The sequence below is a fragment of the Archangium violaceum genome, assembly GCF_016859125.1.
In the GTDB taxonomy this organism is placed as follows: domain Bacteria; phylum Myxococcota; class Myxococcia; order Myxococcales; family Myxococcaceae; genus Archangium; species Archangium violaceum_A.
Genome location: NZ_CP069338.1, coordinates 10,333,889 through 10,358,276, shown reverse-complemented (window position 1 = coordinate 10,358,276; position 24,388 = coordinate 10,333,889). Strand labels below are relative to the sequence as shown.

15 protein-coding genes are annotated in these 24,388 nt (G+C 67.0%); 13 read left to right on the top strand and 2 right to left on the bottom strand.

The genetic code is table 11. From position 1 onward, the window contains the following. The first annotated feature begins 1 nt into the window (after position 1). From JQX13_RS43690 to cglE, 7 genes are all read left to right on the top strand, one after another. Positions 2-1,120, top strand: coding sequence for an outer membrane beta-barrel domain-containing protein (locus JQX13_RS43690; RefSeq protein ID WP_203405327.1), 1,119 nt, complete (start codon positions 2-4; stop codon positions 1,118-1,120). A 10-nt stretch (positions 1,121-1,130) separates the two neighbouring features. Then, entirely contained in the window at positions 1,131-2,669 is a 1,539-nt protein-coding gene (locus JQX13_RS43685) for a tetratricopeptide repeat protein (RefSeq protein ID WP_203405326.1), read from the top strand. Positions 2,670-2,910: 241 nt separating this feature from the next. Next, entirely contained in the window at positions 2,911-6,513 is a 3,603-nt protein-coding gene (locus JQX13_RS43680; RefSeq protein WP_203405325.1) for a tetratricopeptide repeat protein, read from the top strand. Positions 6,514-6,557: 44 nt separating this feature from the next. After that, complete coding sequence (locus JQX13_RS43675; RefSeq protein ID WP_239014211.1) at positions 6,558-7,982, top strand: tetratricopeptide repeat protein; 1,425 nt, start codon at positions 6,558-6,560, stop codon at positions 7,980-7,982. 177 nt (positions 7,983-8,159) lie between these two features. Continuing rightward, entirely contained in the window at positions 8,160-8,441 is a 282-nt protein-coding gene (locus tag JQX13_RS43670; protein WP_203405324.1) for a hypothetical protein, read from the top strand. Between the two features lie 44 nt (positions 8,442-8,485). Further along, entirely contained in the window at positions 8,486-10,381 is a 1,896-nt protein-coding gene (locus tag JQX13_RS43665; RefSeq protein WP_203405323.1) for an AgmX/PglI C-terminal domain-containing protein, read from the top strand. Positions 10,382-10,458: 77 nt separating this feature from the next. Beyond that, positions 10,459-11,055: an adventurous gliding motility protein CglE gene (cglE, locus tag JQX13_RS43660; protein WP_203405322.1), complete on the top strand. Its 597-nt coding sequence runs from the start codon at positions 10,459-10,461 to the stop codon at positions 11,053-11,055. Between the two features lie 109 nt (positions 11,056-11,164). On the opposite strand, the gene JQX13_RS43655 is transcribed toward cglE, so the two are convergent. Further along, positions 11,165-13,213 (bottom strand): serine hydrolase domain-containing protein, encoded by a 2,049-nt coding sequence (locus JQX13_RS43655; protein WP_203405321.1) that lies wholly within the window; start codon positions 13,211-13,213, stop codon positions 11,165-11,167. A gap of 83 nt (positions 13,214-13,296) precedes the next feature. Next, entirely contained in the window at positions 13,297-14,202 is a 906-nt protein-coding gene (locus JQX13_RS43650; protein WP_203405320.1) for an alpha/beta fold hydrolase, read from the bottom strand. Positions 14,203-14,712: 510 nt separating this feature from the next. On the opposite strand from JQX13_RS43650, the gene JQX13_RS43645 reads away from it, so the two are divergent. The 6 genes from JQX13_RS43645 to JQX13_RS43620 all read left to right on the top strand — a co-directional run bounded on the left by JQX13_RS43645 (position 14,713) and on the right by JQX13_RS43620 (position 24,386). Then, entirely contained in the window at positions 14,713-16,083 is a 1,371-nt protein-coding gene (locus JQX13_RS43645; RefSeq protein WP_203405319.1) for an MBL fold metallo-hydrolase, read from the top strand. 204 nt (positions 16,084-16,287) lie between these two features. Beyond that, positions 16,288-17,892 (top strand): PKD domain-containing protein, encoded by a 1,605-nt coding sequence (locus tag JQX13_RS43640; RefSeq protein ID WP_203405318.1) that lies wholly within the window; start codon positions 16,288-16,290, stop codon positions 17,890-17,892. A 303-nt stretch (positions 17,893-18,195) separates the two neighbouring features. Then, complete coding sequence (locus JQX13_RS43635; RefSeq protein WP_203405317.1) at positions 18,196-18,951, top strand: 2OG-Fe(II) oxygenase; 756 nt, start codon at positions 18,196-18,198, stop codon at positions 18,949-18,951. Positions 18,952-19,184: 233 nt separating this feature from the next. After that, entirely contained in the window at positions 19,185-21,518 is a 2,334-nt protein-coding gene (locus JQX13_RS43630; protein ID WP_203405316.1) for a family 2 encapsulin nanocompartment cargo protein terpene cyclase, read from the top strand. A gap of 5 nt (positions 21,519-21,523) precedes the next feature. Then, positions 21,524-22,930: a family 2B encapsulin nanocompartment shell protein gene (locus tag JQX13_RS43625; protein WP_203405315.1), complete on the top strand. Its 1,407-nt coding sequence runs from the start codon at positions 21,524-21,526 to the stop codon at positions 22,928-22,930. Positions 22,931-22,976: 46 nt separating this feature from the next. Continuing rightward, positions 22,977-24,386: a family 2B encapsulin nanocompartment shell protein gene (locus JQX13_RS43620; protein WP_203405314.1), complete on the top strand. Its 1,410-nt coding sequence runs from the start codon at positions 22,977-22,979 to the stop codon at positions 24,384-24,386. Positions 24,387-24,388 lie beyond the last annotated feature (2 nt).

Genomic DNA, 24,388 nt, shown 5'->3' with positions numbered 1-24,388 from the left:
CATGCGATCGACCTCGCTCTTCGCGTTCCTCCTGGCCGCGGCCACTCCGGCGGCGGCCCTGGCGCAGGCCCCTGTATCCGAGCGGCCCGTTCCCTCGGAGACGGCGCCCATTCCCGTGAAGCCGGAGCCCCGGCCGGAGCAGCCCGAGCCCGAGCAGCCCGCGGCCGAGCCTCCCGCGTCCCTGGAGTCCCAGACGCCCGTGGCGCCGCCGGACGCGCCGCTCGTCTCGGCCGATCCGGCCGAGCTCCAGCCGGTGGCGGATCCCAACCAGCAGCGTCTGGTGAACGGGGCGCCGCTGCACAACCCGAACGTGGCCGTCCACGTGGTGCAGAAGAAGCGCTTCGCGGACGAGGGCCGGCACGAGCTCACGCTCTACCCGGTGGTGGCGCAGGTGAACGGCCGGTTCACCCAGCATACGGGCAGTGCGTTCCACTACACGTACCACCTGCAGGAGAACTTCGGCCTGCAGCTGTCCACCCAGTACAACTGGTATTCGAACGAGAGCCCCTTCAACCTGGAGCTCATCGACAAGGTGCGCGAGCAGGCGCAGGCGGCTTCGGCGCTGCTGCTGTTGTGGGGCGTGCAGGCGGGCGTGGAGGTGACGCCGCTCTACGGCAAGTTCGCCTTCTACGACAACCACCTCTTGCAGTTCAGCCTCGTGCTCAGCGGCGGAGCGGGCATCGGCTCCACGCGCGTGCTCATCCGCCCCGAGGTCTCCAACCAGGTGGATGGAGAGTCGTTCACCGTCCCGGCCCGCTTCGGCGACACAGGGACGAAGTTCCTCGGCTCGGTGGGCGGTGGCTTCCGCGTGCAGTTCGGCGACTCCATGGCGCTGCGCCTGGAGGTGCGCGATCAGCTCTACACCGCCCGCGTGGATCGCGTGGACGGGTGCAACCAACAGGACTTCCAGAAGCTGGAGGACGCCCGGGGCAGCGGTACGCCCTTCTCCGAGCTGGGATTGAGCGGCAGCTGCCAGTTCCAGAAGTTCGACGGGGTGGATCCGAAGACGCGCAAGAACTACCGCGAGGACATCGTCCTGGGGAAGGACCTGGTCGGCAATCCCTCCTCGGACGTGCTCAACAACCTCAGCTTCTACGCCGGCTTCTCCTACCTCTTCTGAGGCCCGCGCCATGCATCGATTGATCGTCGCTACCTTCCTGGTCCTCGCGCCGCTGGCCGCTTCCGCGCAGGACATGAACGCCTACAATCAGGCGCTCGCATCGTTCAACGCGAGCAAGCTGGAGGACGCGGCGCCGCGCTTCTTCGAGCTGTCCGTCAAGGCCACGGACGCCGACGTGCGCGCCCGCTCCGAGTACTACCTGGCCCAGTCCCTCGCGCGCAAGGGCATGCCCGTCAGCGCGCTCGTGATCTACGCGCGGATCCTCGACACGGGCCCCAGCCACCCGTCCTACCTCCAGGCCGTGGAGGGACTGGTGGACGTGCAGCAGAAGCTCAACGAGCAGAACCTGGTGCCCAACATCCTCGACAAGGCCTACACGCCCGAGGTGCAGGACCAGTGGGTGAAGCTGCCCAAGGAGGTGCTGGCGCGCGTCCACTACCAGGTGGCCACCATCCGCCAGCGCCGTGGCCGCTTCGAGGAAGCCCGCTCGCTGCTCGAGGCGGTGCCGTCCGACAGCCGCGTCTTCGCCCGTGCGAGCTACCTGTTGGGCGTGGTGCTGGCGGATCCCCACTTCCCGGGCCGTCCCACCGAGGCGGACACTCTGGACGCCGCCGCCCTGGCCGCCTTCCGGCGGGCGTTGGATGCCCAGGGTCCGCAGATCGGCCATGACGAGGTGAAGCAGCTCGCGCTGCTGGGCATCGGCCGCGTGCACTACGGCCGCCACGAGTACCCGCAGGCGGTGGCCGCCTACGAGGCCGTGCCACGCTACGCCCGCTTCTGGGAGCAGGCCCTCTTCGAGAACGGCTTCGCCCGCTTCCAGGGCGAGGACTTCGGCGGGGCGCTCGGCAGCCTCCAGGCGCTGCACGCCCCTCAGTTCGAGGGCGCCTTCCAGCCCGAGTCGTGGATCCTCAAGGCGACCGTCTACTACTACAGCTGCCTCTTCGACGAGGTGAAGACCACGCTGGCCGCCTACGATCAGCTCTACGAGCCCATGGCGAAGCAGCTCGAGCCGTTCGTCGGGGAGGAGGTGGATCTCCTGTCCGCCTACAACCTGGTGGCGGCGGAGAACCGGCGGCTGCCGGGCCCCATCTACTTGTGGATCCGCAACAACGAGCGCATCCAGGACGTGATGCGGATGATCTCCCAGGTGGACGCGGAGAAGCGCCTGGCCAACGAGCAGGGCCCGTGGCGTGGCACGGGGCTGGTGCCGGAGCTGGGCTCCTCGCTCGAGGAGGTGCGTGGCACGCTGATGCAGATCGGCGGTCGCTTCGCCAAGAGCCGCCTGCAGGAAGCCGCGCAGAACCTCCGCACCTTCGCGGACCAGTCGGAGATCATCCGGGTCCAGACGGCGCTCGACGAGAAGGATCTGCTGCTCGCGGGGGTGGATCAGAAGGCACTGCTCAAGAAGCAATCCATCTACCGTCCGAAGATGCCGGGCGCCGCGTGGAACTACTGGAAGTTCCAGGGAGAGTTCTGGCGGGACGAGATCGGCTACTACCAGTACACGCTGAAGCGCGGCTGCCCGACGAAGTTGCAGGGCCAGAAGTAACACCGCGAGGTCGGTGAAGGACATGAGGGGCGGGCCCGCGCATCGTTCGCGTCGGGTGCCGCCCCTTCGTGCTGTTCAGCGCTGAAAGCTCACGCCGCCAACACTTCTCATTCCAACACCGCGTTTCTACTTTCCCTTGTCCCTTTCGGTGGGTGGTGAGGGAGGCGATGGGGGCGACCCGGCTTCATCTGGAGCTCGAGGCGGTGCCCTCTTTTTACTCGGACCCACCACAGGAGCTCGCATGAAGGCGGTTCTTCGTTTCGGTGCGCTGGCGGTGGGCGTGGCGCTCACCGCGGGTGGGGCAGGGGAGGCGGCAGAACCCTCGCGGAAACCCTCTCAGGCCGCGGTGTCCCGCAGGGGGGAGTCCCGCAAGAGCGCCGCGCGCCAGCAGTCCTCGAAACAGCAGAAGCAGGAGGCCGCGCGTTCGCAGCCCTCGGAGCGCGAGCCCGAGCGCCAGGGTCCGGCTCGCATGGGGCCCTCGCGCATGGGCCCGGCGTCGATGGACAACGCTCCGCGCATCGCCGACGAGAAGAAGGACGCGCTGGCGGATCGCAAGCGTGACGAGGCCATCGAGGGACTCAAGCGCCTCATCCCCAAGCTACAGGAGGGCTCGCACCGCAGGGCGGACATGCTCTACCGCCTGGCCGAGCTCTACTGGGAGAAGTCCAAGTACCTCTACCAGCAGGAGATGAACCGCTTCCTCGCGGAGGAGAAGGCCTTCGACGCGGCCACCGCCCGGGGCGAGAAGGTGGAGCCGCCCAAGCAGGATCACCGCGACAGCGAGCGCTACCGCGCCGAGACGATGGCCATCTACGAGTCCCTGCTGAGCGACTACAAGGACTGGTCCCAGCGCGACGAGATCCTCTTCTACCTGGGCTACAACCTGCAGGAGCTCGGCCGGCGCGATGACGCGGTGAAGCGCTACCTGCAACTCGTCGAGGAGTTCCCCCAGTCACAGTTCGTCCCGGACACCTACGTCCAGCTGGGCAACCACTACTTCGACAACAACAAGCTGAAGGAGGCGCGCGACTACTACGAGAAGGCACGCGCCTCGAAGGTGCCCAAGGTGTACGCCTATGCCGTCTACAAGCTGGCGTGGTGCGACTACAACGCGGGCGCCTACGACGAGGGCCTCGCCAGGCTGCACGAGGTGGTGGACTACGCCGGGGAGCGGGGCGAGGAGCTGGGTGACCTCAAGACCGAGTCGCTCAACGACGTCATCGTCTTCTACGTCAAGCTGGACAAGGCGAAGGAGGGCATCGCCTACTTCAAGCAGAAGGCTCCCGAGAAGCGTCAGGAGCGGCTGATCTCCAAGATGGCCGCGCAGTTGATCGACGTGGGCCTCTATGACAGCGCCATCGAGACGTACCGCGTCCTCATCAACGACAGGCCGATGGGCTCCGGCGCGCCCGACTATCAGCAGTCCATCGTCCGCGCCTACGAGGGCCTGCGCCAGCGCGACCATGTGCGCGCCGAGATGAAGCGCATGGTGGAGCTGTACCGGCCCGGTGGCGAGTGGTGGCAGGCCAACGCCGGCAACAAGCCCGTGCTGCGCAATGCCTTCAGCGTCACCGAGGAGGCCATGCGCGTGATGGTGACGGACTACCACCAGGAGGCGCAGAAGACGCGCCAGGTGGAGACGTACCGGCTCGCGCGCGACATCTACAAGCAGTACGTCGACACCTTCGCCTCCAGCGAGGATCCCGAGTTCATCTCCGACTCCGCCTTCAACATGCGGTTCTTCTACGCGGAGATCCTCTGGGCCCTCGAGGAGTGGGAGGCCGCCGCCGCCCAGTACGACGCCGTCGTGGCCTTCCAGATTCCGGATCGCGACTCGGCCCGCGAGGTGGCCAACGAGAGCTACCGCAAGAACGCGTCCTTCGCCGCCATCATGGCCTACGACAAGCTCGTGAAGATCGAGCGCGGCCAGCTCGCCAGGAGCGATCTCAAGGACGGCCAGAAGGTCGACGAGAACAAGTCCAAGGGCCAGGTCGAGAAGAAGGGCCGCATCACCAAGAAGGACACGGCTCGGGCCGAGGAGCCGCTCACTCGCTTCGAGGAGCGGCTGGTGGCCGCGTGCGACACCTACAACCGCCTGTACCCGGACAACCCGGATGAGATCGACCTGCGCTACCAGGCGGCCCTCATCGTCTACGACCGGCACCACTACATGGACGCGGCCCGGCGCTTCGGGGAGATCATCAACAAGTTCCCCTCCGAGCGGCGCTCGCGTGACGCGGCCGACCTGACCATGTACGTGCTCGAGTCCCGCGAGGAGTGGTTCGAGCTCAACAAGCTGTCGCGGCAGTTCCTCGCCAACGAGAAGCTGCTCAAGCCCAGCCCCGAGTTCGCCGCGCGCGTGGCTCGCGTGGTGGAGGGCTCGCAGTACAAGTGGATCCACGAGGTCGTCTACCAGAAGGAGAAGAACCCGGCGAAGGCCGCCGAGCTCTTCCTCGACTACGTGAAGGAGTTCCCGAAGTCGGAGAACGCCGATCGCGCGCTGACCTCGGCCATGGTCATCTTTCAGGAGGCCGGGCAGATCGACCGGGGCGTGGCCGCCGGCGAGCGCGTCCTCACCGACTACGCGGGCAGCATGTTCGAGCCCAAGGTGCGCTACACGCTCGCGCGCCTCTACGAGAAGCTCGCCGAGTTCCGCAAGGCCGCCGCCATGTACGCCGCCTTCGTGGACGCCCAGGACGCCGCCACCCGCGCCATCGACGCGAGCAAGGCGAAGCCGGCCAGGGCGGCCGCCGCCAAGAAGGGCAAGAAGGACACGAAGGCCTCCATGTCCAGCGACGCGCCGAACACGGACGAGGCCCGGGCCAGCAAGCTCGAGGAGCGCCGCGCGCTGCTCGCCGAGTCCGAGAAGTGGGTGCCGGATGCCCTCTTCAACGCCGGCCTCTGGTGGGAGGGCGTGGGCGAGTCCGACAAGGCCATCGCCGCCTACCGCGCGTACATGACGCGCTTCAAGGACCGGCCGGACGTGCCGCAGATCGCCTACAACATCGGCCTCATCCTCGAGAAGGATGGCAAGACGGCCGAGGCTGCGCGTGCCTTCGAGTCCTTCGCCGAGGCGTACGGGCGTGACTCGCGCACCTCCGCCGCCCAGCTGTACCTGGCGCGCTACCGGCAGCTGCTCGCCTACCGGAACGTGAAGAACGCGAAAGACGCCGAGCGCGTGCAGGGCGAGCTCGTCCGCGGCTGGGCGAAGCTGTCGCCGCAGGAGAAGCAGCGGCCGGAGCTCCTCAATGCCTACGGCCACGCGCGCTTCCTCGCGGTGGAGGCCGACTGGCAGCGCTACGTGGACATCCGCTTCAAGCGCGTCGCCACCATCCGGAGGGATCTGGCCGCCAAGCAGCAGTCCATCCAGAAGCTGGAGAAGGCCTATACGGACGTGCTGGCCACCGGCTCGGGCGAGTGGGGCATCGCCGCGCTCACCCGCATCGGCCTCGCCTACGCGGACTTCGCGCGCAACATCATCGAGTCGCCGGATCCCGCCGGGCTCGACGAGGAGCAGCTCTCCATGTACCGCGGCGAGCTGGAGAACCTCGCCCTCCCGCTGGAGGACAAGGCCAACGAGGCGCTCGAGAAGGCGCTGGCCAAGGCCTATGAGCTGTCGCTCTACAACGAGTGGACGATCGCCGCGCAGGACCAGGTGAACCGCTTCCACCCGGGCGCCTACGCCCAGGTGCGCCAGGTGCCCTTCCGCGGCAGCGAGTTCTTCGTCACCGCCGACGTGGCCAAGGAGCCGGGCCTGCCCGACACCACCCAGTCCGGTGCCGCGCCGGAGCCCGAGCCCTCGGCGTCCATTCCGTCTACTGCTTCGGGGGAGGTCCGGCCGTGAAGGTGACGCTCATGCATCCGTGTGATTCCTCAGGGAGGACGTTCATGGCGTTCCGCCGCACCCTCGCCGCCGCCACGCTGGCCCTCACGGCCGCGTGCGCCACCACCTCGCAGGTGAAGCCCACCCAGGTGGTCTCCGAGGCACCCGCTCGGGCTCCGGTTCCGGAGCAACAGCAGCCCGCCGCTCCCGAGTCGTCGAAGAAGGACGACCGGGCACGGCAGCTCTTCGCCGAGGCCGTCGCCGCCTTCGACGCGGGCGACTACGAGAAGGCCGAGAAGGGCTTCCGCGAGGTGCTCGAGAAGGCGCCGCAGAGCCTCAACGCCCAGTTCAACCTGGGCGTGATCGCCGAGCGCCAGGGCCGTCTCGCGGACGCCCAGGCCGCCTATGAGAAGGTGCGCTTCCTCGAGCCGGGCCACGTGCCCACGCTGCTCAACCTGGGCCGGCTCTACCGCATGCAGGAGAAGTTCGCGGAGGCCATCGCCCTCTACGAGGCCGGGCTGAAGGCGCCGGGCCGCGAGTATGACTCCTCGCTGCTCAACAACCTCACCGTGGCCTACCGGCTCGCGGGCCAGCACGAGCAGGCCGAGGCCACCGCCCGCCGCGTGCTCGCGCGCAAACCCGACGATGCCGAGGCGTACAAGAACCTCGCGCTCGTCTACTACGATCAGGGCAAGTACCGGCTCGCCGAGCTGGTGCTCGCCAACGCGCGCAAGCTCGATGAGAAGGACCCGGGCATCTACAACAACCTGGGGATGATCTACCTGAAGCTGGAGGACCGTGCCCGCGCGCTCGCCCAGTTCCAGAAGGCGGTGTCGCTCGACGAGCGCTTCGCCCCTGGTTACCTCAACCTGGGCGCCATGGCCCTGGCCTGGCGTGACTACGCTGGCGCCGAGCGCTCCTTCGCGAAGGCCGTCGAGCTGGAGCCCGACTCCCATGAGGCGTGGCTCTATTACGCCTACGCGCTGGACGGACAGAAGGGCAGGGACGCGCAGAAGGGTCTCAAGGCGGGCGAGGCCTTCGAGAAGGTGCTCTCGCTGCGCGCGGATCAACCCGAGGCCCTCTGCGGCGCGGGCTGGGCCTACGCCGTCGAACGCGCGGGTTGGGACAAGGCCGAGGGTTTCCTCCAGAAATGCAAGGAATTGGGCTCCACGAGCGCGCAGGACAAACAGATGATCGACGCGAAGCTCCAGGGGCTCGCGGCCATGCGCAAGAGTGCCCAGCCCCAGCCCGCCCCCGAGGAGAAGGAACAGAATCCGGCGGCGGTCGGAGGCAGTGGTTCGCTGCTCGACAAGGTGAACGACGAGGCGGCGCAGCAGGAGGGCGTGCCTGCTCAGGACGCCGTCCCCGCGCAGGATGCCGCGTCGGGTGCCGCGCCCTCGGGTGAGGCGGTGCCGACGGACCCGGACACCGCGACGAATGAGAGCAATCCAGCGGCCGAGCCTCCGGCCGAGGCCCCGCGGACCGAATAACCTACCGGCCCGGGTGGGAAATTTTTTCCACCCTTCAGGGCCTCGCGTGAGGTGTGTGGGCGCAGAGCGCAGGGATTTCGCGGCATTCCAGCACCCGGGACGTTGGTGCAAGGCATGCAAGGGATTGGAGGGAACCTCACCAGGGACCCGCTGTCCCACCCGACGAGGAGACCTGACATGAGACGACTGGCAGCGGCAGTGGCGGTGGTGGCGTTGTGGGCGGGGCCGGCGCTCGCGGAGGACGAGCAGCAGACTCAGGTGAAGGTGATTCAGGAAGAGGACAAGGTCGTCGTTCGAAAGAGGACGACGATCGACTTCACCGACATGGCGGTGGAGGGCGAGCTCACCAAACCGGAAGGCTCGTATGTCTTGAATCGGAAGAAGACGGACTTTCAGAGCCTCATCCGGGTCCGGGACAACTTCAACCCCGAGCTGCAGAAGTCGGTTGACAACCTCTAGTGGCGGGAATGGGACGGGACGGAAGGGAGGAGGAAGGATCCTCTATGGCGGCGGGGAAGACGAACGGTGTGAAGCTGAGAATCACCGGGCCGGATGGCTCCGTGCACGAGGCTGTCTCCGAATCGGAGAGCATCATCGTGGGCTCGGGGGCTCAGGCGGCGGTGAAGATCCTGGATCCGAGGGTCTCGAACCTTCACGTGATGTTGAAGGTGGAGTCCAGCGGTTCGGTGACGGCCATCGATCTGGGCAGCGAGAATGGCACGCAGGTGGGCGGTCAGCGGGTGGTGGGACCGAAGACGCTCTCGCCCGGTGACGTGCTGGTGGTGGGCGGCTCGCTGGTGGAGGTGCTCTTCGGCGACGCGGAGCTGCCTCCTCCTCCGGCGGGCGCGGAGGTGAACGGCGTGGCGCTACAGGGCTCGGTGCTGCATCCACCCATGCAGGTGGTGGAGCCGGCGCCGAGGGCCCCCGAGGTGATCACCCGGGCGGCGCCGCCGGGTCTGCGCGCTCGGAACGCTCCGGCCGCGGTGGTGAAGAAGGCACGGCCCCGGGTCGCGGCGCACATGCAGGAGCCGCTGCCGCCGGACGCGCTTCCCACCCAGGACGCGAAGGTCCTCCAGGTACAGCTGCTCTGGGGAGATCAGATCCTCGCGGTGCAGCACTTCCGTGACGGCGTGCCGGTCACCATCGGCGAGGCGAAGAAGAACTTCTTCCACGTGTATGACTCCGAGGTGGGGTCGCGTCACGTGCTGGCGGTGGCGCGCGGCGAGCTGTACGAGCTGCACGTCCCCGAGTCCGCGGGCGTCATCGTCACCCGGAAAGGTGACGTGAGGACGAAGGACAGCCTGCGCGCGGAGGGCAAGCTGACGGTGTCGGGCCGGGAGCAGGCGTACACGCTCGGCCTGCACGAGCGGGCGGAGGTGTCGCTCGGGACGCTCACCTTCGTGGTGCGCTACGTGAAGCCCTCGCCGGCCGTGGCGGTGAACACGCTCGAGGAGGCGGACTTCACCTGGTTCAAGATCGTCAGCATCAGCATGCTGGCGGCCGGCGCGGTGGTGGCGGCCATGCTGCTCTCGCCGCGCTCCGAGGCTCCCTCCGACGACGACATCTTCCAGAGCCAGCAGCGGGTGGCGAAGCTCCTGGTGCAGCCCCAGAAGAAGATCGACACCAAGAAGCTGGATCTGAAGGGTGTGGAAGAGGGCGCGAAGGCCAAGGACGAGGAGGGCAAGTTCGGCAAGGAGGAGGCCAAGAAGGCCGAGGCCGATCCCTCCAAGCCGGGCACCCCGGTGGTCGACAAGAGCAAGCGCGAGAAGGATCGCCAGGTGGTGGGCAGGGTGGGCCTGCTCGGCGCGTTCAAGGGTCTGAAGGGTGGGGCATCGGACGTCTTCGGTCCGGGCGGCCTGGGGACGGGCATCAACAACGCGCTGGGCGGCCTCAAGAGCGGTGCGGGCATGGGGGATGCGCAGGGCGTGGGCGGGCTCGGCTCGCGTGGCCAGGGCACCGGTGGTGGCGGAACCGCGCTGGGCCTGGGCGGCCTGGGCACCAAGGGTAAGGGCCGCGGCGCGGGTGACGGCGGCGGCATCGACCTGTCCGGCCGCGGGAAGACGATCACCAAGATCGTCCCCGGAAAGACGACTGTGATTGGCGGCCTCGACAAGGACGTGATCGCCAAGATCATCCGGAGCCACCAGAACGAGATCAAGTACTGCTACGAGACGGAGCTGAACAAGAACCCGAGCCTGGCGGGCAAGGTGGCGGTGGCCTTCACGATCGATCCGGCGGGAGGAGTGTCGGAGGCGAACGTGACGGAGACCACGCTGAACAACTCGGCGGCGGAGAACTGCATGCTCTCGCGCATCCGCCGCTGGAAGTTCCCCGAGCCGAAGGGTGGCGGAGTGGTGGCGGTGACGTACCCGTGGCTGTTCTCGCCGGCGGGTGAGTAACCGCGCGTCTCCAAGGAATTACACCGTGTCGATCCCCTCTCCCTCTGGGAGAGGGTCAGGGTGAGGGTCGTCCCGCTATGAAGAAGCCGCTGTTGGTCGCCATGCTCGCGATGCTGCCCACCACCGCTCTCGCGGCCACACCGCCAGAAGGTGTCCCACTGGAAGTCCGCCGCGGCTTCTTCACGGAGGCGGACATCGGGACGTTCTTCACGCTGGGCGGTGAGAACATCTACTCGAATGCCCAGACGTACCTGCAGCTCGGCGTGGGCTACGATCTGACGGACAAGGTCTCGCTGGGCGTGCACTTCGGGTTGGGCGCGTCGGCGGCGAACTGCTTCGCCGGGTACGTGCCGGACTCGGACGTGTGCAGCATGTCCGACAACTTCACGGTGGCGTTCGCCGACGTGACGGCGGGGTACATGGTGTCGTTGGCGGACCGCCTCTACCTGGTGCCGAAGGTGGCGGCGGGCCTCACGCGGTTGGATCCGGCGCCGGTGGGCAGTGGCGATCCGGGCGTGGCCATGACGGTGCCGAACGCGGGTCTGGGCATTGGCCTCGAGTACGCGACGCCAATGGATCACTTCTCGGTGGGGGCGGACTTCCTGGCCCGCTATCTCATCGGGCCGAACATCCCGACCTTCGCCATCTTCCCGCGGGTGAAGTACACCTTCTGAAATCGACGGGTTCGAATCCCGTCGGGGATACACAAACCGAGGCCGGAAGCCGCTGGAAGCTCAGCGGTTTCCGGCCTTGGTCTTTTCAGGCTCCGACGCGTCTACCGCTTCAAGGCTTGTCGGAAGCCTGTGCCGCCTGCTTCTCGAAGACGTAGCGCTGCTGGGGCAGCTCGAGCACGAGCGTGGTGCTCGCCGCCTCCTGCTTGGGCTGGAACTCGAAGCCGGCCAGGGGCGGGTCCAGCAGGATGAGCGTGCGCGAGCCGTCCTTCTCCTGCTTCTCGCCCACGCTGCTGCGCCACTCGCCCGCGTCGAACACCGCGTCCGAGCCCTCGACGCGCAGGGTGACGCGCCCGAGGCCCTCGTTGTGCCAGGTGCCGGCCAGCGTCTTCATCCACTCCAGGTCCGGCTTCACGCGGATGTCGGTCATCCCCTTCTCGAGCTGCTCGCGCCGGTTCTTCAGAGTGAAGTCGAGCTGGTTGCGCGCCTCGTCGCGCCCGTCGAAGAGGATCTCCAGGAACTTGCGGCGGACGGCGTTGCGGAAGGGGCCATCGCCCTGGACGTTGGTGAGGAGGACGACGCCCACGTTGGCCTCGGGCAGGAAGAACATGTCCGAGCTGAAGCCCAGCGTGTTGCCGCCGTGTTGGATGAGGCGGGCGCCGTGGTCCTCGCCCACCATGAGCCCGAGCCCGTAGCTCTTCTTGTCGGTCATCTTCACCTGGGGCTCGCGGCGTGCGAGCAGGTTGGCCTCGGAGACGAGCTGCTGGCCCTCGGGTGTGCGGCCCTTGGAGAGCTCGAGCATCACGTAGCGCTCCATGTCCCGGAGGTTGGACCAGGCGCCACCGGCGGGGCGGACGGGGACGACGGCCTCTTCGACGGATAGAGGCAAGGGCGCGTATTCGAACGTCGCCGTCATCCCGTGCGGCGAGGCGTGCTCGAGCTTCGCGGCGCGGGCGAAGTCGAAGGTGGTGGACTTCATGCCGAGCGCATCGAAGACGCGCGTCTGCATCACGCGATCATACGCCTGGCCGAGCGGGAGCCTGGGCTCGGCGGCGTGCGCGGCCATGTAGCCACCGGCCGTCACCATGGGGTTGCTGTACTGGTACGTCTCGCCGATGCGGGTGGTGGGCTTCATCCGGCGCATCTCGGCGATGCGCTGCTCGCCGGTGACGCCCGCGTACTCGAAGAGCATCTCCATGTCCTGGCGGGGCATGCCGGTGCACGCGCACACGGTGTTCCGCACGGTGAGCTTCTTCGTCACCTCGGCGTCGGCGAGCGAGAAGCCGGGCAGGAGCTGGGTTGCCGGGGTCTCCCAGGTGAAGTGGCCCTCGTCCACCAGGCGCGCCATCATCAGCGTGGTGAGCGACTTGCTCGTGGAGCCGATGAGGAACAGCGTCTGCGGCGTCACGGGCTCCGGCTTGCCGAGCTCCCGCACCCCGAAGCCCTTCTCGTAGAGGACCTGATTGCCCTGGACGACGGCGACGGCCACTCCCGGAATCTTCATCGTCGCGCGAGCCTGCTCGAGGAAGGACTCGAAGGACCGGAGCCGCTCGGGGGTGAGGGGCAGCGGGGCCTTGCCGGCGAAGGACTCCTCGGCGAGCCGGGTGGACTTGAAGCCGAGGAGGATCTGATTGGCCTGGGCACCGCGGCGTTCCATGGCGGCGGCGGCGCCGTCCAGGAGGATGACGTAGTTGGTGTCACCCTTGCGCCGCGCGAGGCCGACGATGACGCGCTGCTCCCGCGCGGGGGGCTCGTAGGTGGTCTGGAAGACCTCGTCCCAGCCGTCCTGCGCGGGCGGGTGGGCCGCGTGACTCACGGGGAGGGCGAAGCCGGGCTGGGTCTGCTTCCAGGCCTCTGCGAGAGCGCGCTCGGCGGACGGGCCGGGCACTTCCAGCAGGGTGAGACGGAGCTGCCGCTCGGGGTCCTCGAGCAGCAGACGGCCATCATCCTCGGTGACGTACCACCCGGAGGATACGGTGAAGGGCGTGCTCGAGGCCGTCTTCATGGGCGTGGCCGCGTCGAGCTTCCGAGCCTGGACGGTGGTGGGCGAGGGCGCGGGAGCGGTGGTTTGGGGCGTCGGGGCGGAGGAGGGTGAAGCGGAGGTGGTCGTCGCCGCGGTACACGAGGTGAGCAGCAGAAGGGGAAGGGCGCCCAGGCGCATGTGCTGGAATCTCCGGAGGGGAAGACTGCTTCGGCAGCCTCGCCCCGTGAACGAGCGAGCGGAGATCCGATTGCGTCCCGACGTCACGGATCGATCCGACCGAGGAAGCCGGAGATGTCGGCGGCGATCTCGTTGGGATACTCACCGTTGATCGCGTGCGACGCTTCGGGATAGACCTTGACCACACCGGGCTCGAGCAGCCGGCGAGCCGTCTCAGCCCCCTCGGCGGAGTCGTGCATGCCGGAGGCGCCGGCGATGATCGCCAGCACCGGGATGTTCAGCGCGGTGAGTTGAGCTTCGGTGATTCGGACCGGACCCGAGAGCTTCGACACGTACGACTGCATGCCGGCTTCGATCATCACGGCCACCGGTACGTCCTTGACCGGCGCCCCGTTCGCCGTCCAACTGGCGAAGCTGTCGCGCCACGCCTTGGGGAACCAGCGCACGCTCGCCGGGATGCTCCGGACGATCGCTTCCACGGAGAGATTGTTGAAGGTCATGACCGGGTCGAGCACGGTGACACTGGCGATCTTCTCCGGCTGACGGACGGCCAGATTGATCGCCGTCCACCCACCGATCGACATCCCGAGGAGATGGACCTTGCTCTCGGGCAACGCCAGCAGGACTTCGTGCAGCCATCGAGCATGATCATCAGCGGTGGTGATCGGCCGGGACTGAATGCTCATCCCGGGCTCGCCGAGGAGGTCGATCGTGTAGAGGCTGCGAACGCCGAGCAGGGCCGGCATGTTGTCCGCCCAGACAGGTGACGCTGACGCCCTGCCGGGCAACAACAGCAGCGGTACGGCAGCGGGAGCGGCTCCGGCGAAGTAATAGACCCGTACCACCCCGTACGACGTGCGGAGGTCGAGCGTCCGATCCGGTCGAGGCATGTCCGCCATCGCGCGGTTGTACGCCGCGAGAAAGCGGTCCTGGGACGCCGCGGAGGTGAAGTACCCGACCGGAGACGGGCTGCGCAGCGCGAAGAGCATGATCAGTCCGAGGCCGGCGAGGATGCCTCCGGCGGCGAGCCATCGGCGACGTCGCCTGCGCCGGGGGTTCGGGTCTGTTCGAGGTAAAGGTGTTCGCATCGGTCCAGGTACGCCTTGGGACGACGGCGGTCCGCGTTCTAGGTTGGGTGCTGGTGGACGATGGAGAGAGCATAGCCCCAGCCTCGCTTGTCCCAGAAGCCGGGGAGGAAGGGCGACACGGCCTTCTGCCGAGGCGTGATGTGGTCGGTGGTCATGAGCTCGACCGAGCGCTCGGAGAGGAGACGTCTGCCGCCGTGCTCCCCCTTGTTCAGAGTACGCTCCGGCGGCCGACCCTCGCGTGCGCCACGCCATTTCCATGATGTTGCATTGTCCGCTCCTCTTTCATCTCAGGGGTTACGAACTCAGAAGTCAACTCTCGAACGGCTCTCTCATCCAAACGTGCTGATTCGGGCTCTGGCCACCAGGCGTATCGTCCTCGCCCCTCTCGCCGCGGAACGGGGTACGAAGCCCATGCTTGGATTCGAGACCATCGGAAATGCCACCCTCATTGCCATTGACGGCAAGCCCATGTTGGCCACGGATCCGTGGATCAGCGACGCGGCCTATTTCGGGAGCTGGGGGCTGAGCTACTCCATTCCACCGGAGCAACTGAGCCACATCCAGGAGTGTGAATACGTCTGGTTCTCGCACGGTCATCCGGACCACCTGAACGGCGACTCCCTGCCCGCGCTCTCCGGCAAGAAGATCCTCATCGGCGATCATGTGGGCGGCCGGATCCACGAGGAGCTGACGGCTCAGGGATTCAACGTGACCATCCTCGCGGAGCGGACCTGGACGCGCATCTCCGACAATATCGAAGTGATGTGCATGACGGACTACTTCCAGGACTCCATCCTGCTGGTGAAGATTGGCAAGCGGCTCGTCATCAACCTCAATGACGCGGTCGATCGCGGCTGGGGTGCGGAGGTGGCGCGGGTGGCCTCCCAGTACGAGGGGAACTTCCTCCTGAGGCTGAGCGGCTACGGCGACGCGGACATGATCAACCTGTTCGACGAGGACGGGGAACGCATCGAGCCCTGGGCCGCGAAGAAGTACCCGGTGGGCCGGACGCTGATCGCCCCCATGCGGCGGTACAATGCGCGGTACTTCATTCCCTTCAGCTCATTCCACTGCTACCGCCGCCAGGACAGTCTCTGGGGGGAGGCCTACACCACTCCCATCGACGCGTACGCCGAGGGCTTCGAACTGCCTGGCTCCGAGGTGCTGCCGGCCTTCGTTCGGGTGGATTGTGAGACGGGGGAGGTGACCGAGCTCCGACCGCCCCCCGCCGACAGGAGCCCCCGCGATCCGAAGGCGTTCGGCGACGACTGGAGCGAGCCGCTCGACGAGGAAGATCGCAAGAGGCTCGTCGCCTACTTCAAGAACAAGCAGGTCCTGGCGAGCAAGCTCGGCTTCGTGCGCTTGCGAGTGGGTGGGCGCGAGCTCACCATCGATCTGAACAACAAGCGCTCGAAGTACGGTGTCACCTTCGAGGTGCCTCGGGGCTCGTTGATGACCGCGGTCGAGTACGAGATCTTCGACGACCTGCTGATCGGCAACTTCATGAAGACCACGCTGCACGGGCTCGACAGCCTGTACCCGTGGTTCACGCCGATCGTCGCCAAGTACGCCGACAACGGGCGCGCGTATTCGAAGGCCGAGGTCCTGAAGTACTTCACCGAGTACCTCCGGCGGCAGCCCAGGAGCTTCCTGCTGCACCAGCTCGAGGACCATGCGACCGGCTTGTTCCGGGCGATGATCCCCAAGGATGCGAAGTTCCATGGAGTGGCGAAGCGGTTCTACTACGTCCTCAAGGGCAGCCCGCCGCCGCTCGATGTGTAACGGACTGACTCGCCCGACGTGCTGGCGCCAAATCCCACCAACGCCGGGTAAAACATTATTTCCATGTTTAAATCGAACAACATGTTGACACTCTGATTCCGGTGCTCCCAATGTGGACCCATCGCCGAGGCCGGCGACAAGGAGCGCGCGAGCGCGCGCATCGATGCCATCGCGTCCACGACGCTCATTACAGGGGAGCGCACCATGTCGAAGTCGAAGCCACTCTCGTCCCGCCTCCGTCCCTCCCGCCGAGCCTGGCCGGCGCTCGCCGCCCTCGCCCTGACCGCGATCGCGCCGGCGGCCCAGGCCGATTCGGCGATCTACGGCGGCGGTCCGTTCTATTCCGGCGGCACCGCGGTGATGGACGACCTGCGCAACTCGGGCTTCACCACCGTGATCCTGTGGAGCTTCCATATCGAGGACAACGGCGACCTGGTCTACAACGACATCCCGGTGGTCAAGAACGGCGCCTACATCGGTGACTCGGCCTGGCCGACGCGGCTGGCCACGCTCAAGACCGCGCCGACCTCGGTCAATCGCATCGAAGTGTCGATCGGCGCCTGGAGCGTTCCCGATTTCGAGCGCATGGCCAGGCTGGTCAACGGCACCGCCGCCGGCTGCGGCAGCACCATCGTCTGCGGCACCGGCAGCAACAGCATCCTGTACCGCAACTTCCAGGCGCTGAAGAACGCCACCGGCGCCGACGCGGTCAACTTCGACGACGAGAGCGCCTACGACCTCTCCCCGACCACCCAGTTCGGGCAGATGCTGATCGGCCTGGGCTACAAGATCACCTTCGCGCCCTACACCAACCAGAGCTTCTGGAAGAACCTCAAGGACAACCTCGGCAGCGCGGTCGACACCATCTACCTGCAGGTGTACGACGGAGGCGCCGGCAACAATCCGGCCAGCTGGAACACCGCGATGGGCATGACCGTCGATCCGGGCCTGTGGTCGCGCCACGGCACCGGCTGCGGCAGCGGCGACAGTCCGGCCACGGTGCAGAGCAAGATGAGCAACTGGAAGGCCACCGCCGGCATCGGCGGCGGCTTCATGTGGCTGTATGACGATATCCAGAAGTGCTGGTCGCAGGGCACGACCGCGCAGTACGCGGCGGCGATCAACACCGCGGTCAGTGGCAACACCCCGCCGGTGGCCAATTTCGGCGTCAGCGTGAGCGGACTGATCGCGAGCTTCAGCGACTCCTCCAGCGACAGCGACGGCAGCATCGCCTCGCGCAGCTGGAATTTCGGCGACGGCAGCGGCTCGACCGCGACCAATCCCAGCCATGTCTACGCCAGCGCCGGCAACTACGACGTCAGCCTGACCGTGACCGATGACGACGGCGCCAGCCACACCAGGACCCAGACCGTCTCGGTCGGCGCCGGCAACGTCAACCTGGCGCTCAACAAACCGGCGACCGGCTCCAGCGCCTGCAACAGCAGCGAAACGCCCGCCAAGGCGGTCAACGGCAGCGTCTCCGGCGGCAACACCGACAAGTTCTGCTCGTTGGCTTCTTCGTCCTGGCTGCAGGTCGATCTCGGCTCGGTGCAGACGGTCCGCAGCTTCGTGGTCAAGCATGCCGGCGCGGGCGGTGAATCGAGCACCTGGAACACCAGGGCCTTCACCATCCAGACCTCCAGCAACGGTACCAGCTGGAGCACCCCGGTGACCGTGACCAACAACACCGCCAACACCTCGACGCACTCGATCAGCGCCACCTCGGCGCGCTACATCAAGCTCAACGTGACCACCCCGACCCAGAACGGCGACCCGGCGACGCGCATCTACGAATTCGAGGTGCGCTGACCCCGCCGAGTGCGTCCACCGATAACCGGGTTGGCGGTGGCGGCAACGACTCGAAGCGACAAGCCGAGGCCGGAATCCTCTGATCATCAGGGGGTTCCGGCCTTGGCGCGTGTGCCCTCAACGGTCATCAACCGGGTGTCCCTTCGTCGCCCAACGCACCAGCTCAGCGAGCACGGAAGGACACGGACCAGGAGAGCACGGCCCGCGCCAGCCCCCGGATCAGGCAAGCAAGGGAGTCGCTCCTCTGCTGAGATGGGCCCTCATGGCATCATCGCAGGCCGGCAACCCTGGCGGAGAGGCACCGTGAGCGTCGCAACCATCGAAGAAGGCCCGTTGTTGGGTCCGAGCTTCTTCCTGTCGCGTACGGCGCTCCGCTCGCTCGCGCTGGCCCATCGTGACGCCTACGGCGCCGCACGGCCCTATCCTCACGTCGTCATCGATGGCTTCCTGGGAGAGCGGCTCGCGTCCGGACTGGCTGGGGTCTTCCCGGGCGCCTCCGACGCCCACTGGAAGCGGCGCGATCACCAGGAACAGGCGGCGCGCCTGGGGCAACTCCAGCGCAAGGCGTTCGAGGGTGTGCACGGAGCGCTCCGGCACCTGCTCTCGGAGCTCTCGAGCATGTCGTTCCTCGATTTCCTGGAGACGCTCACCGGAGTCCAGGGGCTCATCGCGGATCCTCATTTCCGGGGCGCCGGGCTGCACCTCACTCTGCGGGGGGGCCATCTGGCGCTTCACGCGGACTTCAACCGCGATCGTTTCCGAGCGCTCACGCGGCGGCTCACCGTCCTCTACTACCTGAACCCCGGCTGGGAACCCGCCTGGGGCGGCGACCTCGAGCTGTGGAGTGCCGATCTCTCCAGGTGCGAGACACGAATCGCTCCGCTGCTCGATCGGCTGGTCGTGATGGCTCATGGCGATGACTACTGGCATGGCCACCCATCCCCGCTGGAGTGTCCCGAGGGTCGCGGTCGAGCCGCGATCGCGGCCTACTTCTATACGGCGGAAGTGTCTCCGGACGCGCCGGAGGCCCACAGCGCCATCTGGGCACCAGTGCGTTGACGGGCCGGGTACGGGCCGCTCAGCGCGAACCCGTGAGCCGAGCTGACACGTCAGTTCCCTCCTGACACGTCGATTGACGTGTCACCAGGCCCTCTTCCTGGTGCCACGGATGAATCCAAGGCACCTCCCCTCTGAGTGAAGGCTTCGGGAGGGGCTGGCATGCCAGGTGCTAGTGGTCACCGTCCGTTGCCTACCAGGCACTTCTTGTCCTGTGAGTGCGACGAGGTGCAACCATGACCGCGGCGCCAGTCAAACAACCCTTTGAATTGCCAGACTTCTATGTCCCCTGGCCGGCGCGCCTGAATCCCTCTCTCGAGGGGGCCCGGGTGCACTCCAAGGCGTGGGCGCGTGAGATGGGGATCCTGGATCCGCCGAAGGACGGGAAGACCCCCGATGTCTGGGATGAGGCGAAGTTCGATGCCATGGATTACGCGCTGCTCTGCGCGTACACCCATCCCGAGGCTCCCGGCCCGGAGCTCGACCTGGTGACGGATTGGTATGTCTGGGTCTTCTACTTCGATGATCACTTCCTCGAAGTCTACAAGCGCTCCAAGGATCTGACGGGCGCTAAGGCGTACCTCGACAGGCTTCCCGCGTTCATGCCGGTCGACCTCTCCGTCGCACCGCCAGCGCCCACCAATCCGGTGGAGCGGGGTCTGGCGGATCTGTGGGCTCGCACGGTGCCGAGCAAATCCGTGGAGTGGCGGCGCCGGTTCTTCGAGAGCACCAAGAACCTGCTCGATGAGTCGATGTGGGAGCTGGCCAACATCAGCGAGCGCCGTGTCGCCAACCCCATCGAGTACATCGAGATGCGCCGCAAGGTGGGTGGGGCTCCCTGGTCGGCGGATCTCGTGGAGCACGCCGTCTTCGCCGAGGTCCCGGCCCGCATCGCCGATTCCCGTCCGATGCGCGTCCTCAAGGACACGTTCTCCGATGGAGTGCACCTGCGCAACGACCTGTTCTCCTACGAGCGGGAGATCCTGGAGGAGGGCGAGCTCTCCAACTGTGTCCTGGTCCTCGAGCGCTTCCTGAACGTCGACCCGCCGCGCGCCGCCCATCTGACCAACGAGATCCTCACGTCCCGGCTGCAGCAGTTCGAGAACACCGCGCTGACCGAGCTGCCGTCCCTCTTCGAGGAGTACGGCCTCAACCCGGTCGAGCGGATGCACGTCCTCACCTATATCCGAGGACTCCAGGACTGGCAGTCCGGCGGCCACGAGTGGCACATGCGCTCGAGCCGCTACATGAACAAGTCCGCCGGGAGCGCGGGGCACTCGCCCATCAGCCTTCCCCTCGGCCCCACGGGCCTGGGGACCTCGGCGGCGCGGCTCCACCTGTCACCCGGCGCCCTGGGGTTGGGGCGGTTCAAGAGCTACACCCACGTTCCCTATACGGCCGTGGGTCCGGTCAAGCTGCCCCGGTTCTACATGCCGTACTCGACACGGCAGAACGCCCACCTGGACGCCGCGCGGCGCAGCTCCAAGGAATGGGCGCGCCAGATGGGAATGCTGGACGCCCTGCCTGGCCTCCCGGGTGTCTACATCTGGGATGACCACACGTTCGATGTCGCCGACGTGGCCCTGTGCGGTGCGTTGATCCACCCGGCGGCCTCGGGCCCCCAGCTGGATCTCACGGCCGGCTGGCTCGTCTGGGGAACCTACGCGGACGACTACTTCCCGGCGCTCTACGGCTACACCCGCGACATGGCGGGGGCGAAGGTGTTCAACGCGCGGCTGACGGCGTTCATGCCGGATGATCCCGCCACCCTCACCGCCGTTCCCACCAATCCGGTGGAGCGGGGCCTCGCCGACTTGTGGGCTCGCACGGCGGGCCCCATGTCCGCCGATGCGCGCAATCAGTTCCGCCGGGCCATCCAGGACATGACCGAGAGCTGGTTGTGGGAGCTCGCCAATCAAATCCAGAACCGGGTTCCGGACCCGGTCGACTATGTGGAGATGCGCCGCAAGACGTTTGGCTCGGATCTCACGATGAGCCTGTCGCGACTGGCCCAGGGCCACGGGCTCCCGTCCGGGCTCTTCCGGACCCGGACGATGCGTGCGCTGGAGAACTCCGCCGCCGACTACGCCTGTCTGACCAACGACGTCTTCTCCTACCAGAAGGAGATCGAGTTCGAGGGGGAGATCCACAACGGCGTGCTGGTCGTTCAGCGCTTCCTCGAGCTCGACAAGCAGCGGGGTGTGGAGGTCGTCAACGAGCTGATGACCGCGCGGATGCGCCAGTTCGAGCACATCGTCGCCACCGAGCTGCCAGCCCTCGTTACCCACTGGGGCCTGGACGGGAAGGCCCAGGAGAGACTGCGCGGCTACGTCGAGCAGCTCCAGCAATGGATGGCTGGCGTGCTCATCTGGCACCAGACGGTGGACCGCTACAAGGAATTCGAGTTGCGCAAGAGCCGGACGCCCGGGCGCTACATGCAGCAGCTCAGGGGTCCCACCGGGTTGGGCACCTCGGCGGCGCGCATCGCGTCGCTGCTGTCGGGTGGCAACCGGCCCGGGCCGGCTGGCCGTGAAAAGGATCGTGTTCTTCTGACCGAAGGAAAGAGGTGAGTGTCATGGCGAATTTCGAGAAGCTGATTGAGGAAGCCAGGAAGCAGCAGATGAGCCTCGGGACGGAAGCGGCGCGCCAGCTGGCGACGACGACCAAGTCCGCCCCGCAGATGCAGGGCATCTCCAACCGGTGGCTGCTCAAGCTGCTGCCCTGGGTGCAGGTCAACGGTGGCGTGTTCCGTCTCAACCGGCGCCTGAGCTACAACGTGGGCGATGGCCGCGTGTCCTTCACCAGCACTGGCGCGCGGGTGCAGGTCATCCCCCAGGAACTCCGTGAGCTGCCCCTGCTGCGCGGCTTCGATGACCCCGAGGTTCTGCTCGCCCTGGCCAACCGCTTCGAGCAGAAGGAATACAAGGCCGGTGAGGTCATCACCCAGGCTGGCCAGGAGGCCGACTCGATCGTCCTCATCGCGCACGGCAAGGTGAACAAGATCGGCACCAGCAAGTACGGCGAGCAGACGGTGCTGGAGGTGCTGGCCGATGGCGACCACTACAGCTACGAGGTGCTGCTGGAGTCGAATGACCCGTGGAAGTTCACGGCCAAGGCCGTCACCCCGGTCATCGCGCTGGTCCTCCAGCAGTCCGCGTTCGAGGCGGTGCTCGCCCAGTCTCCGACGTTGCAGAAGCACGTCGAGGACTTCAAGGCGCTCGCCAAGAAGAAGAAGGACCCGTCGGGCCAGGCGGACATCGAGCTGGCCGCCGGCCACCACGGCGAGCCCGTGCTGCCGGGCACCTACGTGGACTACGAGACGTCGCCCCGCGAGTACGAGCTGAGCGTGGCGCAGACGGTGCTTCAGATCCACACGCGCGTCGCCGACCTCTTCAACGATCCGATGAACCAGGTCCAGGAGCAGCTGCGTTTGACCGTCGAGGCGCTGAAGGAGCGCAAGGAGCACGAGCTGATCAACAACCGTGAGTTCGGCCTGCTGCACAACGCCGATCTCAAGCAGCGCATCCACACCCGCAGCGGGCCGCCGACGCCGGATGACATGGACGAGCTGCTGGCCACCGTGTGGAAGGATCCGTCCTTCTTCCTGGCCCACCCGCGGGCCATCGCCGCGTTCGGCCAGGAGTGCAACCGCCGTGGTGTCTACCCGGGCAGCGTCGACGTGAACGGCCGCGCGGTCACCGCCTGGCGCGGCATCCCCATCTTCCCCAGCAACAAGATTCCCATCAGCGAGACGCGGACCAGCTCCATCATGCTGATGCGCGTGGGAGAGGAGAACCAGGGCGTCGTTGGCCTGCACCAGGCCGGCATCCCCGACGAGGTCGAGCCCAGCCTGAACGTGCGGTTCATGGGCATCAACGACAAGGCGGTCATGTCCTACCTCGTCAGCACCTACTTCTCCACGGCGGTGCTCATCCCCGACGCGCTCGGCATCCTCGAGAGCGTGGAGATCGGCCGCGTCTAGCATGCGGGCGGTCTGAGGCAGTCCAGACACAGCTGAGGCACAGCTCATGGCGAATACGATGAACACGGGCAGCGGTGGTGGTGATGTGGAACAGCGGCAGATGAGCCTGGGGACGGACGCGGCCCGTCAGTTGGCGACGACGACGAAGTCGCGGCCGCAGATGTTGGGAATCTCCCCCCGGTGGCTGCTGCGCATGCTGCCCTGGGTCGAGGTGCCGGGTGGCGTGTACCGCGTCAACCGTCGCCTGACCTACTCCGTGGGTGATGGGCGCCTCAGCTTCTCCAACGTCGGCGCCCGGGTGGAGGTCATTCCCCAGGAGCTGCGGGAGCTGCCGCTGCTGCGCGAGGTCGAGGACGCCGAGGTGTTGTCCGCCCTGGCGGCCCGGTTCGTCCAGAGGGAGTTCAAGCCGGGCGAGCGGATCGTCGAGGCGGGTCAGCCCGCCGAGCAGGTGATCCTGCTCGCCCATGGCAAGGCCCAGAAGGTGGGCTGGGGCCAGTATGGCGACGAGGTCCTGCTGGAGACGCTCGCCGATGGCGATCACCTCGGGGACATGTCGGTGGTGGAGTCGAACGACCAGTGGAAGTTCACGGTCAAGGCGCTCACCCCGTGCACGGTGATGATGCTGCCGCAGCGGGTGTTCGAGGAGCTGATCAAACAGTCCGCGGTGCTGTCCGCTCACGTCGATCGGCTCAAGGAGCGGTTGAGCAAGCCCCAGGACAAGGCGGGACAGGCCGCCATCCAGCTCGCGGCGGGACACCACGGCGAGCCGGAGCTCCCGGGGACGTTCGTCGACTATGACCTCGAGCCCCGCGAGTATGAGCTGAGCCTGGCGCAGACCCTGCTCAAGGTGCATACCCGCGTGGCGGACGTGTTCAACGGCCCGATGAACCAGGTCGGGGAGCAGGTCCGGTTGACCATCGAGGCCCTGCGCGAGCGGCAGGAAGACGAGATGATCAACAACCGGGACTTCGGGCTGCTGCACAACGCGGACCTCAAGCAGCGCATCCACGCGCGCAGCGGGCCGCCCACGCCCGATGACCTGGACGATCTGCTCAGCCGGCGCAAGAAGTCACGGTTCTTCCTGGCCCATCCGCGCACCATCTCCGCGTTCGGTCAGGAGTGCACCCGGCGTGGGCTCTACCCGCCCATTGTCGAGGTGGAGGGCCGCAAGTTCATCGGCTGGCGCGGCGTTCCGTTGCTGCCCTGCGACAAGATTCCCATCTCCGAGTACGGCACGACCTCCATCCTCGTGCTCCGGACGGGGAAGGACGATCAAGGCGTCATCGGGCTGAGGCAGACGGGCATCCCGGATGAGGTCGAGCCGGGCCTCTCCGTGCGGCACATGGGCGTCAACGAGAAGGCGGTCTCCTCCTATCTCGTCAGCACCTACTACTCCGCGGCCGTGCTCATCCCCGACGCGCTCGGAGTCCTGGAGAACATTCAACTCGGGCGCTGACG

What these genes read in the sequence shown, in the direction of transcription:
- JQX13_RS43665 (WP_203405323.1), top strand. Translation starts at nt 8,486, where the DNA reads ATGGCGGCGGGGAAGACGAACGGTGTGAAGCTGAGAATCACCGGGCCG.
- JQX13_RS43670 (WP_203405324.1), top strand. Translation starts at nt 8,160, where the DNA reads ATGAGACGACTGGCAGCGGCAGTGGCGGTGGTGGCGTTGTGGGCGGGG.
- JQX13_RS43645 (WP_203405319.1), top strand. Translation starts at nt 14,713, where the DNA reads ATGCTTGGATTCGAGACCATCGGAAATGCCACCCTCATTGCCATTGAC.
- JQX13_RS43680 (WP_203405325.1), top strand. Translation starts at nt 2,911, where the DNA reads ATGAAGGCGGTTCTTCGTTTCGGTGCGCTGGCGGTGGGCGTGGCGCTC.
- JQX13_RS43630 (WP_203405316.1), top strand. Translation starts at nt 19,185, where the DNA reads ATGACCGCGGCGCCAGTCAAACAACCCTTTGAATTGCCAGACTTCTAT.
- JQX13_RS43640 (WP_203405318.1), top strand. Translation starts at nt 16,288, where the DNA reads ATGTCGAAGTCGAAGCCACTCTCGTCCCGCCTCCGTCCCTCCCGCCGA.
- JQX13_RS43650 (WP_203405320.1), bottom strand. Translation starts at nt 14,202, where the DNA reads ATGCTCTTCGCGCTGCGCAGCCCGTCTCCGGTCGGGTACTTCACCTCC.
- JQX13_RS43655 (WP_203405321.1), bottom strand. Translation starts at nt 13,213, where the DNA reads ATGCGCCTGGGCGCCCTTCCCCTTCTGCTGCTCACCTCGTGTACCGCG.
- JQX13_RS43625 (WP_203405315.1), top strand. Translation starts at nt 21,524, where the DNA reads ATGGCGAATTTCGAGAAGCTGATTGAGGAAGCCAGGAAGCAGCAGATG.
- cglE (WP_203405322.1), top strand. Translation starts at nt 10,459, where the DNA reads ATGAAGAAGCCGCTGTTGGTCGCCATGCTCGCGATGCTGCCCACCACC.
- JQX13_RS43685 (WP_203405326.1), top strand. Translation starts at nt 1,131, where the DNA reads ATGCATCGATTGATCGTCGCTACCTTCCTGGTCCTCGCGCCGCTGGCC.
- JQX13_RS43620 (WP_203405314.1), top strand. Translation starts at nt 22,977, where the DNA reads ATGGCGAATACGATGAACACGGGCAGCGGTGGTGGTGATGTGGAACAG.
- JQX13_RS43690 (WP_203405327.1), top strand. Translation starts at nt 2, where the DNA reads ATGCGATCGACCTCGCTCTTCGCGTTCCTCCTGGCCGCGGCCACTCCG.
- JQX13_RS43675 (WP_239014211.1), top strand. Translation starts at nt 6,558, where the DNA reads ATGGCGTTCCGCCGCACCCTCGCCGCCGCCACGCTGGCCCTCACGGCC.